The following is an 18,034-nucleotide window of genomic DNA, read 5'->3' as shown; positions in this document are numbered from 1 at the left end:
GATTTTTTTGTCTTCGCAATTCTACTAACTTTTGTTAAATTTTCGAACATTTGTATAATTTTAATGTTCAGTCTACAAGAATATGGTAAAATGGGGGTAATCCATTCGATAGAAGAGGTTTGAATATGAGGTTGTCATTATACTTAGACGATTATGAGACGGAAAAGATTTTTTCTTACTTACGTTGGATTTTTTTAGTTGTATCTGTAGTATTATTTTATTCGCCATTTTTTTCAGAATTACTAGAGCTCGAACATCGCACATTCCCGATCCTACTGATAGTTGGGATTACCTATATGATTTGTACTCAAATAGCATTTTTGAAACTTAAACCTCAGAATCCATATTTTCATCTATTAACAAAAGCGGGTATTATCTTTGACTACATAGCTGTGATTTGGCTCCTAGCCTTGTCTGGTGGAGTAACGAGTCCGTTATTTCCTATATTTTATTTGATCATCATGCACGCGACCATCTATTGGCACACAAAAGGAGCATTTATTTCATCAGCTAGTGCTACCATAGGGTATACGATTATTTTGTTAACGGAACAAGATATATCGCCGCTTATTCTGACCATTTTTGCTCTTAATGTCGCATTTATTTGGATAGTTGGTTTATTTGGCTCAATGCTAGTTTTACGTGAAAGAAAACACTTGAAACAAAAGGAAATTTATTATGAGCTAATGATTACCGATTACTTAACGGGTTTATATAATCATCGTAGTTTTCAGGAAGAAATGAAAAACCAGAAAAAAGAGAAGGAACCGTTTATATTATTGATGTCAGATATTGATCATTTTAAAAGAATCAATGACCGCTATGGCCATATAGCTGGAGACGAAGTTCTAGCGCAAATTGGAAAACTTTTTAAAGAGTGTTCGAATCAAGCTGGTGGAGAGGCCTTCCGCTATGGTGGAGAGGAGTTTGCTATTATTCTACCAAATCTTAGTGATCATGATATGAATGCGTTTTTTACAGATATCTATGGAAAGATGAATGCATTAACATTTAATAGCTGTATGAGCAATGTAACTATGAGCTTTGGTGTTGCATATTCTAAGCATCATCGTGAGGATGAAGATTTACTCGCAATTGCAGATTGGCTCTTGTATGAAGCCAAGAAAAAAGGGAAGAACCAAGCGATTTTTGATACGGGATTTACCTACCGAAACACCTATCCCCCTCACCAAATTTCTTCACTGATTTAAACCTCCAACTACTGGAGGTTTTTTCATATGTTTTCCTTCTATACCAAAAGTTGATAACGGTTTGTCCAAAAGGGTATAGTATATCTAAATACATTCCGTATCATAAGATGGGAAAGCTATTTACGAGCACATGATGTAAAGGAGGATGGAAATATGGCAGTGGTTTCCGAAACGATTAAAGAAATGAGCGGTATCAAGTTACATATGGTGAAAACAGATAAATTCAAGACTAATACCATTATTTTTAAAATGAAGGCACCTTTACAAAAAGAAAACGTAACGAAACGTGCATTGCTACCAAATGTACTTCAAAGTAATTCAAAAAAATTTCCTACTACTGGACAGCTTCGAGGGTATTTGGATGAATTGTATGGAGCGACTTTTTATATTGATTTAGGAAAAAAAGGTGAATACCATACAATCAGTTTAGCTATGGAAGTAGCAAATGAGCGCTTCCTTTCTGATCCTACTCCACTTTTAAAAACGGCAATTGATTTTCTTGTAGAAGTTTTAACCAATCCAAATGTGGAAGACGGTGAATTCCATAAGGAAACTTTGGAGAAGGAGAAACGCAGCTTAAAGCAAAGAATTCAATCCATCTATGATGATAAAATGAAGTATTCCAACAATAGGCTAATTGAAGAAATGTGTAAGGAGGAACCGTACTCCCTGCATGTTCACGGAAAAGAATCTGAAGTCGATTCCATTAGCGGTAGAGATCTTTATGATTATTACAAAAAAGCATTAGCTGAAGATGAACTTAGTTTATATATTATCGGTGATATAGAAGAACAAGAAGTAGAACAAATGGTGAATGAAAAATTTATCTTTTCATCAAGAGCTCCCCAAGCTGTGGAGAAAAAACAGCCAGCGCAGGTGGAGGAAAAAGTCATTAAAGAAGAACAAGATGTGAAGCAAGGCAAATTAAATATTGGGTACCGAACAAATGTAGCATATGGAGATCCAGATTACTTTGCCCTACAAGTATTTAATGGTGTGTATGGTGGGTTTTCACATTCCAAGTTATTTATTAACGTGCGTGAGAAAGCGAGTCTTGCTTATTATGCTGCGAGTCGGGTGGAAAGTCATAAAGGCTTACTAATGGTAATGTCCGGAATTGATAATAGCAATTTTGAAAAAGCAGTTTCAATAATTAAAGAACAAATGCAAGCCATGAAAAATGGAGACTTTTCAGATGACGATTTGATTCAAACGAAGGCAGTGATTAAAAATCAACTACTCGAAACGCTTGATACAGCACGTGGAATTGTTGAAATTCTTTATCATAATGTAGTTGCAGGACAACAAATTCAGCTAGACGAATGGTTACAGCGAATCGAGACTGTGACGAAGGAAGAGATCGTAAAGGTTGCTAATAAAATCCAACTCGATACGATTTATTTCTTAACGGGAACGGGGGCGACGAAGTAATGGAGAAGATCTCATTTGATCAGCTTCAAGAGGAACTTTACCACGAGAAGCTAGAAAATGGTTTAGAGGTATACATTCTTCCGAAAAAAGGGTTTAACAAAACCTATGCGACTTTTACAACCAAATATGGATCAATTGATAACCATTTTGTACCTGCAGGGAAAACAGAGCTTGTAAAGGTTCCAGATGGGATTGCCCACTTTTTAGAGCACAAGCTTTTTGAAAAAGAAGATGGCGATGTGTTCCAGCAATTTAGTCGTCAAGGGGCATCAGCGAATGCCTTTACATCTTTTACAAGAACAGCATATCTTTTTTCTAGTACCTCAGACGTAGAGAAAAATCTAGAAACATTAATCGATTTTGTCCAGTATCCTTATTTCTCTGAAAAAACTGTGGAAAAAGAAAAAGGCATTATTGGCCAAGAAATTGATATGTATGATGATAATCCAGACTGGCGCTTATATTTTGGTGCGATTCAAAACCTATTTGAAAACCACCCAGTGAAGATTGACATCGCAGGGACAAAAGAATCAATAGCTGAAATCACAAAGGATATGTTGTATGAGTGCTATCATACCTTCTATCACCCAAGCAATATGCTGTTGTTTATCGTTGGTCCTGTTCAGGTTGAGGAAATCATGAAGCAGATTAAAGATAACCAGGCGAAGAAGACATTCCCTACACAAGTAGAAATTGAGCGTAAATTCGAAAGTGAAAAGGAAGATGTATCCGAAAAGAAATTAGTCCTGCCTATGAATGTGCATTCTTCTAAATGCTTAGTTAGTATAAAAGCTACTGAGACGGAAAAACAAGGCGAGGAAATGCTTAAACAGGAACTAACAACAAATGTGTTGCTGGAATTATTGTTTGGTAGAAGTAGTGAAAATTATGATAAGCTGTACAGCAGTGGACTTATTGATGAATCCTTCTCTTTTGATTATACGCAAGAGAAAGGGTTTGGCTTTGCAATGATTGGCGGGGACACAAATAATCCAGACCAACTAGCCGCTGAAATACAAAGAATGTTAGAAGAAGAAAAAAGCTCAAGTAAGATTACGGTAGAGAGTTTAGAGCGTACGAAGAAGAAAAAAATTGGTGCGTTTCTCCGTGCTGTTAATTCACCAGAGTACATTGCCAATCAATTTACACGATATGCATTTAACGATATGAATTTATTTGACGTGGTACCTGTATTAGAAGCAATTAAAATTGAGGATATACATCATGTAGCTGACAACTTAATTTCCGAAAATCGAATGGCCATTTGCCAAGTAGTGCCAAAAAGCTAATTAAAGTGAGGCGTCGTTTATCGGCGCCTTTTTGTTGAAGTGAGGAGAAGCTAGTGAAAAAATATGCGTTAATTACTGGAGCAAGCGGGGGGATCGGCTCCGCCATAGCCAAGAGGCTTGCAATGGAGGGGTTTTCTTTATACTTACATTATCATAAGAATATAGAGGGAATGGAACGTTTGCTCCGTGAACTTTCTATTTTTGAGAATGAATACATTCCAATACAAGCGGATTTGACTGAAAAAAATGGGATTGAAAAGCTTTGCGAAAATATCTTTGCTTTAAATGCCATCATACATAATTGTGGTCAAAGTCATTATGGGTTATTGGTTGACTTGAAGGATGACGACCTTGAGCAAATTATGAAGCTTCAAGTTACGGCACCGATTTTATTAACGAAGCGTTTGCTTCCGAAGCTGATGGCTCATCGCGATGGACAAATTGTAGTTATTTCCTCCATCTGGGGGCAGACGGGTGCTGCCTGTGAAGTAGCATATTCTGCTGCAAAAGGTGCCCAAATCGCGTTTGTAAAAGCGTTAAGTAAAGAAGTTGCATTAAGTGGGATTACAGTTAACGCGGTCGCACCTGGTGCCATTCAAACTCCGATGTTAGAAAATTTCACTGATGACGACTTACAGGTCCTTAAGGATGAAATTCCAATTGGAAGATTAGGTTCAGGTGAGGATGTGGCTGACTCTGTTTCCTTTCTTCTCTCTTCTGGTTCTAGGTATATCACAGGCCATACACTTGCGGTTAATGGTGGATGGTATACATAATTCACGAAACGTTCACGTTATCTAAATGAATAATTCCCTCCTTTTCAAAGCAAAATAAGTTCGTAGTAAAAAAAAGGAGGTTATACAATGTCTGTACTTGATAATTGGGAGCAGTGGAAAGACTTTTTAGGTGATCGCCTGCATCATGCTCAGAATGAAGGGATGAACAAGCAAGTAATTGGTGATCTTGCTTTCCAAATCGGAGACTATTTAGCGAAGCAAGTAGATCCGAAAAATGAACAAGAGCGCATTTTATCTGACCTTTGGTCTGTTGCTACAACAGAAGAACAGCATGCAATTGCTAATATGATGGTGAAGCTTGTTCAAAATGACGGTTCACGCTAAAGACTGCTTAAATAGGTAAATCAAAAAGAGAGGCAAACATCCTCTCTTTTTTTTCATATCATACAAATATTTCTCCAAATTACGACTTGTTCTTGTTTTTCCTTTCATCTTAATAGAAAATCATATATGATAGAAGATGATTAATTTGCACCAAAAATGGTCAAATATGGCGCTTCCCTGGGAGGTATTCTATGGAAAAGATGAACAAAACAGAATGGTATTTGGAGTATGAAATTCAGAAAAATCGTCCTGGATTGCTAGGGGATATTTCTTCTTTATTAGGGATGCTCTCCATTAATATTGTAACCATTAATGGGGTGGATGAAGGAAGACGCGGATTGCTCATTCTCGCACAGGATTATGAACAAATTGAGCGACTTGAATCTATTTTAAAAACAATGGATACTATTAAGATAATCAAGCTTAGAGAACCAAAGCTAAGAGACCGATTAGCTGTGAGGCACGGAAGATACATACAGAGAGACGCTGATGACAAAAAGACCTTTCGATTTGTACGCGATGAACTGGGGCTATTAGTAGATTTTATGGCAGAGTTATTTAAGCAGGAAGGTCATAAACTCATTGGAATCCGTGGAATGCCACGTGTTGGAAAAACTGAGTCTATTGTTGCTTCAAGTGTATGTGCTAACAAAAGATGGCTGTTTGTTTCCTCTACGCTCTTAAAGCAAACCATTCGTAATCAACTCATTGAGGACGAATATAACGAGAACAATCTATTCATTATAGATGGCATCGTTTCTACAAGAAGAGCAAACGAACGACATTGGCAATTAGTTCGAGAAATTATGCGACTACCTGCTGTGAAAGTTGTTGAGCATCCGGATGTATTTGTCCAAAATACAGAGTACACACTCGATGATTTTGATTATATTATCGAGCTTAGAAACGATCCAGAAGAGGAAATTAAGTATGATATTGTAAGAAATACGATGTTTTCAGATTCTGATTTTGGGGGATTTGATTTCTAAAAGAGCCGTTTTCGTTTATGCATAAAAATAACTTACGAAAACGCCTTTAATAGCATTGGAAGGTGTTAGAAGTTGACAGAACTAAGTAACAAACTAAGAGAAGCTCGGCTTTCACTCGGCTTGAGCTTGGATGATTTACAAACAACAACCAAAATTCAAAAAAGGTATTTGCAAGCATTAGAAGAGGGAAACTATAGTATTATTCCTGGTCCGTTTTATGTTCGTGCTTTTATTAAGCAATATGCAGAAGCTGTTCAGCTCGATCCAGAAGAGCTATTTGCTGAGTATAAGTCTGATATCCCATCTACGCATGGCGATGACTTTCCAGATAAGCTTTCAAGGGTGCAAACAAGGAAGGATGTTGCACCAGGTAATTCGAAGATATTTGCGATTCTACCAAGGCTGCTGATAGGGGTTTTTGTTATCGGTGCAGTGGCTCTAGCCTACTTTTTAGTAGTAAATATTAAAGAAAATGGTGAGTCGGCAGAGGAACCAGCAACATCTGATAGCGAACAAATTCAGTATAAAGACAATTTATCTGAGAAGGAAGCAGATGAGGAAAAAGAAACGGAAGCTTCTGAGGATGAAGACAATCAAACATCTGGTGCCAATGGAGTAACGGAGGAAGAAACGACTGAAGAAGAAACCACTCCTAAACAAGAAGTTACGGTTGCTGAATCAAAAGGGAAAGAAACAGTATATGAAGTAAAGAATGCAGAAAAATTTGAAGTAAAGCTTGTGTCTACCGGTGAAACCTGGGTGAATATGCTAAATGGAAAAGGACATTCTTTTTGGCAAGGGATCTTAAAAACAGGTGCTGAGGATAATAAAGTAGTTGATTATTCAAAAGAGCAAGAAGCTGTTCTAGTGATTGGGAATTCTACAGCCACTGAAATATATGTGAATGATCAAAAGATAGAGTATGCTACACCTCCGGTTGATCAAGTTAGACAGGATATCACAATTCGTTATGTACCAACAGTGAATGAATAGTCATCGTATGGTGACTATTTTTTCGCTTTCTTTTCTATTTTGTTGTATGCTTGTTTTATTGAAAGAAGAAAGTAATAATAAGAAATTGCTTTATAGGTTAAAATGGAGGTCTTTAAAATGAATTTGCCTAATAAAATTACAGTCTCACGAATTTTATTAATTCCACTATTTTTAGTAATTGTATATGATCCTTTTCATTGGGGGAATATGCAGTTCATTGGGGCGGAGCTTCCGGTTGCTCACTTTATCGCTGCAATCATCTTTATTTTTGCTTCTGCTACCGATTGGGTCGATGGATATTATGCTAGAAAGTATAATCTTGTTACCAATCTTGGGAAGTTCCTGGATCCGTTAGCAGACAAGTTGCTCGTGTCAGCAGCATTAATTGTTTTAGTTGAATTTGGACTTGCTGCTTCTTGGCTGGTCATTATCATAATTAGCCGAGAGTTTGCTGTAACAGGACTTCGCTTAATTCTTGCTGGTGGTGGAGAAGTGGTAGCGGCGAATATGCTCGGAAAAATTAAGACATGGGCACAAATCGTTGCGATTTCCGCGTTGTTATTACATAACACCATTTTCGAACTAGCTTCCATTCCGTTTGCTGACATTGCCTTATGGGTTGCTACGTTCTTCACAATATGGTCTGGCTGGGATTATTTTGCTAAAAATAAACAAGCATTTGTTAATTCTAAATAAATAGAGGTTAGGTGATTGTATACATGAATGCTGAGATCATCGCGGTTGGATCAGAGCTATTGCTCGGGCAAATTGTTAATACAAACGCTCGTTTCATTTCCAAACAACTAGCTAGCATTGGAACAAATGTGTTTTATCATACGGTGGTTGGTGATAATCCGACCCGTTTACAGCAAGCGATTGCTGTTGCAGAAGGCCGATCTAACTTAATTATTTTTACAGGTGGATTGGGACCGACAAAGGATGATTTGACAAAAGAAACAATTGCCAAACACCTCGGTAAGGAGCTGGAGTTTGATCAAGCTGCTCTTGACTCTATCTCTCAATACTTTGTACGTACAAACCGTGTTATGACAGAGAATAATAAGAAGCAAGCATTGGTCCTTGCTGACTCTACTGTTTTGCCAAATGATAACGGGATGGCCCCTGGAATGCTTTTAACTACTAATACTCACCGTTATATGCTTTTACCAGGGCCACCGAAAGAAATGGAACCAATGTTTCTAAATTATGCGCTGCCACTATTACAAAAGGAGCCAGACGTCTCTGAGACGATTGTTTCACGAGTGTTGCGTTTCTTTGGGATAGGAGAGGCTGCAATAGAAACAAAAATTGAAGATTTGATTGATGCGCAAACGAACCCTACGATTGCACCCCTTGCTAGCGATGGGGAAGTCACATTACGGCTCACTGCTAAGCACCAACAAACCGACGTTGCAAATGAGCTCATTAATGAAACGGAAGAGAAGATCCGTACACGTGTTGGTGAGTTCTTCTACGGATATGATGAAACCTCGTTAATGAATGAGTTATTTACACTGCTTCAAAAGAACGATTTAACGATTGCCAGTGCAGAGAGCTTAACCGGAGGGATGTTTCAGCAGGAGCTGACAGCTATTCCAGGTTCGAGTGCGGTATTAAAAGGCGGAGTCGTCTGCTATACGAATGAGGTTAAGGAAAAGGTACTTGGTGTTAAAAAGGAAACGCTCGAAAAGTATGGAGCAGTTAGTGAAGAGTGCGCAAGGGAGTTAGCTGAAAATGTGGCTTCTTTACTTAGCGCCGATATTGGAATTAGCTTTACTGGTGTGGCAGGACCTGGTTCAGTTGAGGGGAAACCTGTAGGAACAGTTTATATTGGAATTTCGAAAAAGGGATCTCCAGTAAAAGTCGAAAAATTTGTCTTTGCTGGAACAAGAGAAGGAAATCGAGTAAGAAGTGTGAAGTATGGCTGTTTCACACTAATCAATAGCTTGAAAGATTAACAGAGCAAATCATTTTGCTCTGTTTTTTTCTCTTTACCAAATTTAGAATTTGATTTAAAATGAGATTTTTTAGCTATGAACATAGGCGAAAAAACAATATTACTAAGAAGAAAATAGAATTATACAACTATATTTGGTAGTGAAAAAAATCGAATGAATGTTCGATTTTTTGCTCGACAAACAGAAATAAAACGAGTATAGTAAAGATAGTGAAATGAACATGCAACGAATAATAGATAGATATATTCGTTTTAAATAAGGAGGAAATAGTAGTGGCAAATGATCGTCAAGCAGCCCTTGAAATGGCATTAAAACAAATAGAAAAGCAATTTGGTAAAGGCTCTATCATGAAGTTAGGAGAGCAAACAGATCGTCAAATTTCCACTTCTAAAAGTGGATCACTAGCTCTTGATACAGCATTAGGAATAGGTGGCTATCCAAAGGGCCGAATCATTGAAATCTATGGTCCTGAAAGCTCGGGTAAAACAACGGTTGCCCTTCATGCAATTGCTGAGGTACAAGCTGCAGGTGGACAAGCAGCATTTATTGATGCCGAGCATGCACTTGACCCTGATTATGCACAGAAGCTTGGTGTGAACATTGATGAATTGCTATTGTCACAGCCTGATACTGGTGAACAAGCCCTTGAAATTGCTGAAGCATTGGTGCGAAGCGGAGCAGTTGATATTTTAGTCATCGACTCAGTAGCTGCCCTTGTTCCAAAGGCAGAGATCGAAGGGGAAATGGGAGACTCTCACGTTGGTCTACAAGCTCGTCTAATGTCACAAGCTCTTCGTAAGCTTTCTGGTGCGATCAACAAGTCTAAAACAATTGCTATCTTTATTAACCAGATTCGTGAAAAGGTCGGAGTTATGTTTGGTAACCCTGAGACAACTCCTGGTGGACGTGCGCTTAAATTCTATTCATCTGTTCGTTTAGAGGTTCGCCGTGCAGAAACGTTAAAGCAAGGCAATGATATGGTTGGTAACAAAACGAAAATTAAAGTCGTGAAGAATAAAGTAGCTCCTCCATTCCGTACGGCTGAAGTAGATATTATGTACGGAGAAGGAATTTCAAAAGAGGGAGAAGCTCTTGATATGGGCTCAGAACTTGATATCGTACAAAAGAGTGGATCTTGGTATTCTTATAATGATGAGCGTCTTGGTCAAGGTCGTGAGAATGCGAAGCTGTTCCTGAAGGAAAATAAAGAGTTATTAGTAGAAATCCAAAATAAGATCCGTGAACATTATGGTTTAGACGGCGTAAAGACTCTTCCGGAAGACCATGAAGAAGATCAAGAACAATTTGATTTAGTAGATTAATACAGATTTTACAGCAGACTATTTGGTCTGCTGTTTTTTATATCATTAGTCACAATGATGGTACGAAAATTGAAAAGAGAACTCGATATATGAAAGCTTTAACAGCAGTGGGTTTGACAAAGTTCACCATTATCTACCAATATAAACGAAATATTACAACCAAGCCGGACAAACCCTTGACAATAAAAATTCACACATTTACAATTAATATGTATATTTTATGTTTTTTAATGATGAATGAAGACGTGTAAAAGCCTTTGTGCTGTATATTGACAAAACAATGTACATGCCGACATTTTAGAAAACGTAACACAAGTTAATAGCAAGAGGAGGTGAAATGATGGATCTTTTTACAATGATCATCTCCATTTTGCTTGCTTTACCCGTCGGTGCAGTTGTTGGCTATTTTGTTCGTAAATCTTTTTCTGAAGCAAAAATTGCTGGAGCTAGAGGTGCTGCAGAGCAAATTCTAGAAGATGCAAAACGTGAAGCAGAAGCCTTAAAAAAGGAGTCGCTGCTTGAGGCAAAGGATGAGATTCATAAGCTTCGTACAGAAGCAGAACGTGAAGTTCGTGATCGAAGAAGCGAGCTGCAAAAGCAGGAAAACCGCTTACTTCAAAAAGAGGAAAATCTTGATCGAAAAGACGAATCGTTAGACAAACGTGAAGCACTTTTAGAGAAGAGGGACGATTCTCTTAACAAAAAACAACAGCATATTGAAGAGATGGAAAGCAAAGTGGACGAGATCGTAAAAATGCAACAGGCAGAGCTTGAACGCATCTCGGGCTTAACTCGTGATGAGGCGAAATCCATCATTTTAGAGCGTATGGAACAGGAGTTATCCCATGACATCGCTTTAATGATAAAAGAGAGTGAAAATAGAGCAAAAGAGGAAGCAGACAAAAAAGCAAAGGAAATTTTGTCGTTAGCTATTCAACGTTGTGCGGCTGATCACGTAGCTGAAACGACCGTTTCGGTAGTCACTCTTCCAAATGATGAGATGAAAGGTCGAATCATTGGTCGTGAAGGACGAAACATCCGTACACTTGAAACTCTTACTGGAATTGATCTCATTATTGATGATACTCCAGAAGCAGTTATTTTATCTGGGTTTGATCCGATTCGAAGAGAAACAGCCCGCTTAGCGCTTGAAAAGCTAGTTCAAGATGGTCGTATCCATCCTGCTCGAATCGAAGAAATGGTTGATAAGGCACGCCGTGAAGTGGATGAACATATTCGTGAAATTGGTGAGCAAACAACTTTTGAGGTTGGAGTACATGGACTGCACCCAGATTTGATTAAGATTCTCGGCCGATTGAAATTCCGTACTAGCTATGGTCAAAATGTGTTGAAGCACTCTACTGAAGTTTCTCAATTAGCTGGATTGCTAGCTGCAGAACTTGGAGAAGATGAAACACTTGCTCGTCGTGCAGGCTTACTACACGATATTGGTAAGGCAATTGACCATGAAGTGGAAGGAAGTCACGTAGAAATCGGTGTCGAACTTGCTACTAAATACAAGGAGCATCCGGTTGTTATTAACTCGATTGCTTCTCACCATGGCGATTCTGAGCCTACATCCGTTATTGCTGTTCTTGTTGCAGCGGCAGATGCGCTATCCGCAGCAAGACCTGGTGCAAGACGTGAGACGCTTGAAAACTATATCCGACGCTTAGAAAAGCTTGAGGAAATTTCAGAATCGTATGATGGAGTGGAAAAGTCATTTGCTATCCAGGCTGGACGTGAAGTTCGTATCCTAGTGAAGCCAGAGCAAATTGACGACTTAGAGGCTCATCGTTTAGCTCGCGATATTCGTAAAAAAATCGAAGAGGAACTTGATTACCCTGGCCATATTAAGGTAACGGTAATTAGGGAAACGAGAGCAGTTGAATACGCAAAATAAAGCGGTGCTTTTGCACCGCTTTTATTTTGTCCAGCTTCAGCCCCCAGCAACTAGTGTACTTCGATCATCTCCCTACGATAACTCAACATCGAATCGCTTGCGCTCTTCGTGTTGTCCAGCTGCAGTACCTAGCTCCTCGGGGTCATAAGCCAAATCCCTACAGAGGTCAGGACCTCTTTCGTTCTTCGTCTTATGCCTGTCGGAGCTGATCAAGGTGCTTCCGCATTTCGGATTCCTTTATCTCAGTCGTAGCTCTCCAGTCCATACGTTGCTAAACGGGCGCTTACGCTTTTCTTATTCCCCAATACATATGATACAATGGAAAGAAATTATGAAAAAGAAGGGTTTAATTGATGAACATATTATTTGTTGGAGATGTCGTTGGTTCACCAGGAAGAGATATGGTGAAGGAATACGTCCCAAGATTAAAGGAAAAATATCGTCCACACATTACCATTATTAATGGTGAAAATGCTGCAGGTGGAAAAGGGATTACGGAAAAAATCTATCGAGGATTTTTAGAGGTTGGTGCGCAAGCCGTTACGTTAGGAAACCATACATGGGATAACCGTGATATTTTTGAATTCATCGATGATGCGAAATACATGGTTAGGCCAGCAAACTTTCCTGAAGATAACCCTGGTAAGGGAATTGTGTATTTAAAAATGAATCAAGATGAAATAGCAATCATCAGCCTGCAAGGGCGTACCTTTATGCAACCGAATGATTGTCCGTTCCGAAAAGCGGATGAACTGATCGAAGAAGCTAGTAAACGAACACCTATTATCTTTGTTGATTTCCATGCTGAGGCAACAAGTGAGAAGCTCGCTATGGGTTGGTATTTAGATGGAAGAGTAACAGCAGTAGTTGGTACACATACACATGTACAAACGGCTGACAATCGAGTATTGCCACAAGGAACAGCTTATATTTCGGATGTTGGAATGACAGGTCCATATGATGGGATACTAGGAATGGACAGAGAAATTGTAATTAGACGATTCCTATCCAACTTACCAGCACGATTTGAAGTTCCAGATACAGATAAAACACAGCTTGGTGCCGTACATATTGAACTGGATAAAAAGACGGGAAAAGCAAAAAAAATCGATCGAATTCTGATCAATGACGATCATCCATTTTTCTCATAGACGGTCAGAAAAATAAACGCTTAGCTAAAGCACCTGCAAAATAGACGCAGGTGTTTTTTTGTTTAACAATTACCGCTAGTAAATGCTTATACACTTTTCTTTTAATCTTACTTTTTTGTCCAAGCCGGAATATGTTAAAGCTTTTGCGAATATAGTAGCAATGGAATCATATATACCTGAGTTGTTCAATAACAAGAACATCAGGGGGGATTAAACAAGGAGGAGCTAGGAATGGAAATATTAAAAGTTTCAGCAAAATCTAATCCCAATTCTGTAGCTGGAGCGCTCGCAGGAGTTCTGCGCGAAAGAGGTGCTGCAGAAATCCAGGCCATAGGTGCGGGTGCATTGAATCAAGCGGTAAAGGCAGTAGCCATTGCACGAGGATTTGTAGCACCTAGCGGAGTCGATTTGATTTGTATCCCAGCATTCACAGACATATTAATTGATGGGGAAGAGCGCACGGCGATCAAATTAATCATTGAGCCAAGATGAGGGAGTATCTTTTTTCCTGTTTGCATTCTTATTGCAAACAGGTTCTTTTTTTGTCAGTATGGGTCTATGTTAAAATAAACGACTAAGGAAGGGGTACGAACCATGAAAATTTTTGATGCGCATTGTGATGTATTATACAAAATGTTTATGAATCCAAAGCTTACAAGCTTTCTAGATCCAAAGGAGCTTCAGGTTACGCTCGCTGGCATGAAGAAAAGTGGTGTAAAAGTACAATGCTTTGCCATCTACGTACCAGAGAATATTCACCCTGATCTTTCCTTCCATGCTGCTTTGCATATGATTGACCTTTTCTATGAAAAAATAATCAAACCATATAAAGAAATTAAGCTGATTACGAGTCAGAGTGATTTAGATAATCTTGAAGATGGAGAATTCGGAGCGATTCTTACACTGGAGGGGTGTGATTGTATCGGTTCGGATTTGCTGAAGCTAAAATCACTGCTTCGTCTCGGAGTTACTTCAGTTGGTTTAACATGGAATTTTGCCAATGCTGTCGCTGATGGCGCACTTGAAGAGCGGGGCGCGGGTCTATCTAGATTCGGAAAAAGAGTCGTATCAACTCTTAACAAAGAGAGGGTATGGTGTGATGTATCACATCTATCAGAAAGAGGGTTTTGGGATGTTCTGGAGTTAGCAGATTATCCTTTCGCTTCTCACTCTAATGCGTATTCTCTATGCCCGCATCCGAGAAACTTACGGGATGAACAGATTGCGGCATTAATAGATAGAGAAACAGTCACTGGATTAACCTTTGTTACTCAGTTCCTGTCTGGGAAAACGACAGCGACGATTACGGATATACTGCGTCATCTTGACTATATTTGCTCTCTTGGAGGAGAGGATTTTGTTGGATTTGGTTCTGATTTCGATGGAACCGAACATTGTGTAACAGGGCTTGAACATGTAGAAAATTATAGCAATCTTGTAAATGAACTAGGAAAATATTATTCCAGTATACAGGTCGAGAAGTTTTTGTACGGAAATATGGCGAAAAGATTTCCGAAATAAAGATGAGTGAATAAAGCGTTTTCATTTTTATTTAGACTGATCGGCTTAAAAAAAGACAGATAAAACTATTATTTTCACAAAAATAAAAAAATATTCATATTTTCGCCATTATTTGGGCGTAAAGGGTTGCTTTTTTTTTCACATAGGTCTAGAATTGAAAGCGTTTAGTACCCTTCCATTTCTCACATTTTTACTCTATGAAAACGAGAGTCAAAATCTTCGTGTTACAATCGGAAAAGTGCTACACTATTGATAAAGTAAACGTTTTTACATATTTCTTAACGTATCCAAAGGGGTGTAAGACATGATCAATCAACTTTCTTGGAAAGTTGGCGGGCAGCAAGGGGAAGGTATTGAAAGTACTGGGGAGATTTTCTCTATTGCTTTGAATCGATTAGGTTACTATTTATATGGGTACCGCCACTTTTCATCTCGTATTAAAGGTGGACACACTAATAACAAAATCCGTGTAAGCACGTCACAGGTTCGCTCTATTTCAGACGACTTAGACATCTTAGTGGCATTTGATCAGGAAACGCTTGACTTAAATTACAAAGAACTTCATGACAATGGTGTGATGATTGCAGATGCGAAGTTTAATCCTGTGAAACCAACGGATACAAATGCAACTTTGTATGCGGTTCCATTTACAGATATTGCAACTGAATTAGGTACATCATTAATGAAAAACATGGTGGCTGTTGGGGCTACTTGTGCAGTGCTAGATTTAGATATTAACGTTTTTGAGTCTGTAGTTCAAGAAATTTTTGGACGTAAAGGACAGTCTGTGGTTGATAAGAACATGGAAGCGATCCAAGCTGGATATACAGCAATGAAGGAACAAATTCAAGACGCCGCAATCATGCAATTAGCAAAGGCAGATGGAAAACAACGTTTGTTCATGATTGGTAACGATGCGATTGCGCTAGGTGCATTAGCTGGCGGATGTCGCTTTATGGCAGCATATCCAATTACTCCTGCTTCTGAAATCATGGAGTATTTAATTAAAAAACTACCTGCTCTTGGTGGAACAGTTATTCAAACAGAAGATGAAATTGCGGCATGTACGATGGCAATCGGTGCAAACTATGCAGGTGTTCGTGCGATCACTGCATCAGCTGGTCCGGGATTATCGTTGAAGATGGAGGCAATCGGTCTTTCTGGAATTACCGAAACACCAATTGTTATTGTTGATACACAGCGTGGGGGTCCATCTACGGGACTACCAACAAAGCAAGAACAATCTGATTTAATGGCCATGATCTATGGTACTCACGGAGAAATTCCTAAGATTGTTATGGCTCCAAGTACAGTACAAGAAGCGTTCTACGATACAGCTGAGGCATTTAACCTTGCTGAAGAGTACCAAGTGCCTGTTATCGTCTTATCTGACCTTCAACTTTCTTTAGGAAAGCAAACGGTTGAGCCTTTAGACTTTAGTAAGGTAGAAATTCGACGCGGAAAACTTGTTACTGAACTACCAGAATCTGATTCAAAAGATTACTTTAAGCGTTACGAAGTGACTGAAGATGGTATTTCTCCTCGTGTTATTCCTGGGGTAAAGGGTGGAATTCACCACGTAACAGGTGTAGAACATGATGAAACAGGTAAACCATCAGAATCAGCATTAAACCGTAATGCACAAATGGATAAGCGTTTCCGTAAAGTTGAGAACATCAAATTTAATACGCCAATTCACGTTCAAGCTCCACATGAGGATGCGGATGTACTAGTTGTTGGTTTTAACTCAACTAGAGGAGCGATTGAAGAAGCTATGACACGCCTTGAGAAGGATGGAGTGAAAGTGAATCATGCGCATGTACGTTTGATTCATCCGTTCCCTACTGACGAAATGCTTCCACTAGTCAAAGCAGCTAAAAAGGTTGTAGTTGTTGAAAACAACGCAACTGGACAGTTAGCAAACATTCTGAAGATGAATGTAGGACATGCTGAGAAAGTAGTAAAGCATTTAAAGTATGACGGAAATCCATTCCTACCACATGAAATCCATTCAAAGATCAAGGAGTTGTTCTAAATTATGGCGACGTTTAAAGATTTTCGAAACAACGTGAAGCCTAACTGGTGTCCAGGCTGCGGCGATTTCTCTGTTCAAGCGGCAATTCAACGTGCTGCTGCGAATGTAGGGTTAGAGCCAGATAACTTAGCGGTTATTTCTGGTATCGGTTGCTCTGGACGTATTTCAGGATATATAAACTCTTACGGATTCCATTCCATTCACGGACGTTCTTTACCGATTGCCCAAGGGGTAAAAATGGCGAATCGTGATTTGACGGTTATTGCATCTGGGGGAGATGGAGATGGTTTCGCGATCGGAATGGGTCATACTATTCACTCTATCCGTCGAAACATCGATATCACTTACATCGTAATGGATAACCAAATTTACGGTTTAACAAAGGGTCAAACATCCCCAAGATCGGCAGCAGGCTTCAAAACGAAGTCTACGCCACAAGGATCAATCGAACAGCCGATTTCTCCAATGGAAATGGCTTTAACTGCTGGTGCAACATTTGTGGCACAAAGCTTCTCTACAGACTTAAAAGACTTAACAGCGATTATTGAAGCTGGTATTAAGCATAAAGGTTTCTCTTTAATCAACGTGTTTAGTCCATGTGTGACATACAATAAAATCAACACATACGACTGGTTTAAGGAAAATTTAACAAAGCTAGCTGATGTGGAAGGCTATGATTCATCTAACCGTGAAATGGCGATGCAAACTCTAATGAAGCATAACGGATTAGTAACAGGCTTGATTTATCAAGATACAGAGCGTAAATCTTACCAGGAACTAATTAACGGTTACTCTGAAACACCTTTATCTCAGCATGACCTTCAATTAGATGAAGCTCATTTTAATAAATTAGTTTCCGAGTTTATGTAAGCTGGAATGAACAAGAAACCCCGAGAACATCTCGGGGTTTCTCTATGCGGTATATTTCTGGTAATTTGTGATAACTATCACTTTCAATGAACGTGATAAGGGGTAAAATTATTTGCTGTAATGAATGAAACCGCTAACGATTGGTTAAGTTTTTTATATTGTTTTCAGTTGTTCAACCATTTATACTTAACTAATGTGATTCATTCTACTATCAACGATCTAACTATACGAAAATAATAT

At 38.9% G+C, this 18,034-nt stretch carries 16 protein-coding genes; all 16 read left to right on the top strand.

Going from position 1 to position 18,034, the window contains the following annotated elements:
* The first annotated feature begins 125 nt into the window (after nt 1–125).
* The 16 genes from ACRX5O_RS07460 (at nt 126) to ACRX5O_RS07385 (ending at nt 17,794) form a co-directional block, all read left to right on the top strand.
* Nucleotides 126–1,211 (top strand): GGDEF domain-containing protein, encoded by a 1,086-nt coding sequence (locus tag ACRX5O_RS07460; RefSeq protein ID WP_433905374.1) that lies wholly within the window; start codon nt 126–128, stop codon nt 1,209–1,211.
* Between the two features lie 153 nt (nt 1,212–1,364).
* Nucleotides 1,365–2,642 carry an EF-P 5-aminopentanol modification-associated protein YfmF gene (gene yfmF / locus ACRX5O_RS07455; protein WP_433905373.1) on the top strand — a complete coding sequence of 426 codons (1,278 nt, stop codon included), beginning with the start codon at nt 1,365–1,367 and terminating at the stop codon, nt 2,640–2,642.
* Complete coding sequence (yfmH, locus tag ACRX5O_RS07450) at nt 2,642–3,931, top strand: EF-P 5-aminopentanol modification-associated protein YfmH (protein WP_433905372.1); 1,290 nt, start codon at nt 2,642–2,644, stop codon at nt 3,929–3,931. The genes yfmF and yfmH overlap by 1 nt, the downstream gene beginning before the upstream one ends.
* A gap of 53 nt (nt 3,932–3,984) precedes the next feature.
* A complete protein-coding gene (gene ymfI, locus ACRX5O_RS07445) occupies nt 3,985–4,707 on the top strand; it encodes an elongation factor P 5-aminopentanone reductase (protein ID WP_433905371.1) in 723 nt (240 codons plus the stop codon).
* A gap of 87 nt (nt 4,708–4,794) precedes the next feature.
* Nucleotides 4,795–5,052 carry a DUF3243 domain-containing protein gene (locus ACRX5O_RS07440; protein ID WP_251515607.1) on the top strand — a complete coding sequence of 86 codons (258 nt, stop codon included), beginning with the start codon at nt 4,795–4,797 and terminating at the stop codon, nt 5,050–5,052.
* A gap of 200 nt (nt 5,053–5,252) precedes the next feature.
* Nucleotides 5,253–6,041: a DUF3388 domain-containing protein gene (locus ACRX5O_RS07435; RefSeq protein ID WP_119710531.1), complete on the top strand. Its 789-nt coding sequence runs from the start codon at nt 5,253–5,255 to the stop codon at nt 6,039–6,041.
* A gap of 72 nt (nt 6,042–6,113) precedes the next feature.
* Nucleotides 6,114–7,034 carry a RodZ domain-containing protein gene (locus ACRX5O_RS07430; protein ID WP_433905370.1) on the top strand — a complete coding sequence of 307 codons (921 nt, stop codon included), beginning with the start codon at nt 6,114–6,116 and terminating at the stop codon, nt 7,032–7,034.
* Nucleotides 7,035–7,151: 117 nt separating this feature from the next.
* Nucleotides 7,152–7,730: a CDP-diacylglycerol--glycerol-3-phosphate 3-phosphatidyltransferase gene (pgsA, locus tag ACRX5O_RS07425; RefSeq protein ID WP_433905369.1), complete on the top strand. Its 579-nt coding sequence runs from the start codon at nt 7,152–7,154 to the stop codon at nt 7,728–7,730.
* Nucleotides 7,731–7,753: 23 nt separating this feature from the next.
* Nucleotides 7,754–8,992, top strand: a complete 1,239-nt coding sequence (locus tag ACRX5O_RS07420) for a competence/damage-inducible protein A (RefSeq protein ID WP_433905368.1) — start codon at nt 7,754–7,756, stop codon at nt 8,990–8,992.
* Between the two features lie 272 nt (nt 8,993–9,264).
* Nucleotides 9,265–10,314, top strand: a complete 1,050-nt coding sequence (recA, locus tag ACRX5O_RS07415; protein ID WP_119707608.1) for a recombinase RecA — start codon at nt 9,265–9,267, stop codon at nt 10,312–10,314.
* A 340-nt stretch (nt 10,315–10,654) separates the two neighbouring features.
* Entirely contained in the window at nt 10,655–12,217 is a 1,563-nt protein-coding gene (gene rny / locus ACRX5O_RS07410) for a ribonuclease Y (RefSeq protein WP_119707609.1), read from the top strand.
* 353 nt (nt 12,218–12,570) lie between these two features.
* Entirely contained in the window at nt 12,571–13,368 is a 798-nt protein-coding gene (locus ACRX5O_RS07405) for a TIGR00282 family metallophosphoesterase (protein WP_433905367.1), read from the top strand.
* A gap of 231 nt (nt 13,369–13,599) precedes the next feature.
* On the top strand, nt 13,600–13,860 hold the full coding sequence (spoVS, locus tag ACRX5O_RS07400) for a stage V sporulation protein SpoVS (protein WP_029281188.1): 261 nt from the start codon (nt 13,600–13,602) through the stop codon (nt 13,858–13,860).
* A gap of 102 nt (nt 13,861–13,962) precedes the next feature.
* Entirely contained in the window at nt 13,963–14,889 is a 927-nt protein-coding gene (locus ACRX5O_RS07395; RefSeq protein WP_433905366.1) for a dipeptidase, read from the top strand.
* A 304-nt stretch (nt 14,890–15,193) separates the two neighbouring features.
* Nucleotides 15,194–16,924, top strand: coding sequence for a 2-oxoacid:acceptor oxidoreductase subunit alpha (locus tag ACRX5O_RS07390; protein WP_433905365.1), 1,731 nt, complete (start codon nt 15,194–15,196; stop codon nt 16,922–16,924).
* Between the two features lie 3 nt (nt 16,925–16,927).
* On the top strand, nt 16,928–17,794 hold the full coding sequence (locus ACRX5O_RS07385; protein ID WP_251515593.1) for a 2-oxoacid:ferredoxin oxidoreductase subunit beta: 867 nt from the start codon (nt 16,928–16,930) through the stop codon (nt 17,792–17,794).
* Nucleotides 17,795–18,034: the final 240 nt, after the last annotated feature.

This window comes from Robertmurraya mesotrionivorans (genome assembly GCF_050971805.1).
GTDB lineage: Bacteria > Bacillota > Bacilli > Bacillales > Cytobacillaceae > Robertmurraya_A.
This window is presented reverse-complemented; position numbering and strand designations above follow the sequence as displayed.

Coding starts and splice junctions, on each gene's coding strand:
- ACRX5O_RS07460 (WP_433905374.1), top strand. CDS start 126: ATGAGGTTGTCATTATACTTAGACGATTATGAGACGGAAAAGATTTTT.
- yfmF (WP_433905373.1), top strand. CDS start 1,365: ATGGCAGTGGTTTCCGAAACGATTAAAGAAATGAGCGGTATCAAGTTA.
- yfmH (WP_433905372.1), top strand. CDS start 2,642: ATGGAGAAGATCTCATTTGATCAGCTTCAAGAGGAACTTTACCACGAG.
- ACRX5O_RS07440 (WP_251515607.1), top strand. CDS start 4,795: ATGTCTGTACTTGATAATTGGGAGCAGTGGAAAGACTTTTTAGGTGAT.
- ACRX5O_RS07435 (WP_119710531.1), top strand. CDS start 5,253: ATGAACAAAACAGAATGGTATTTGGAGTATGAAATTCAGAAAAATCGT.
- pgsA (WP_433905369.1), top strand. CDS start 7,152: ATGAATTTGCCTAATAAAATTACAGTCTCACGAATTTTATTAATTCCA.
- ACRX5O_RS07420 (WP_433905368.1), top strand. CDS start 7,754: ATGAATGCTGAGATCATCGCGGTTGGATCAGAGCTATTGCTCGGGCAA.
- rny (WP_119707609.1), top strand. CDS start 10,655: ATGGATCTTTTTACAATGATCATCTCCATTTTGCTTGCTTTACCCGTC.
- ACRX5O_RS07405 (WP_433905367.1), top strand. CDS start 12,571: ATGAACATATTATTTGTTGGAGATGTCGTTGGTTCACCAGGAAGAGAT.
- spoVS (WP_029281188.1), top strand. CDS start 13,600: ATGGAAATATTAAAAGTTTCAGCAAAATCTAATCCCAATTCTGTAGCT.
- ACRX5O_RS07395 (WP_433905366.1), top strand. CDS start 13,963: ATGAAAATTTTTGATGCGCATTGTGATGTATTATACAAAATGTTTATG.
- ACRX5O_RS07390 (WP_433905365.1), top strand. CDS start 15,194: ATGATCAATCAACTTTCTTGGAAAGTTGGCGGGCAGCAAGGGGAAGGT.
- ACRX5O_RS07385 (WP_251515593.1), top strand. CDS start 16,928: ATGGCGACGTTTAAAGATTTTCGAAACAACGTGAAGCCTAACTGGTGT.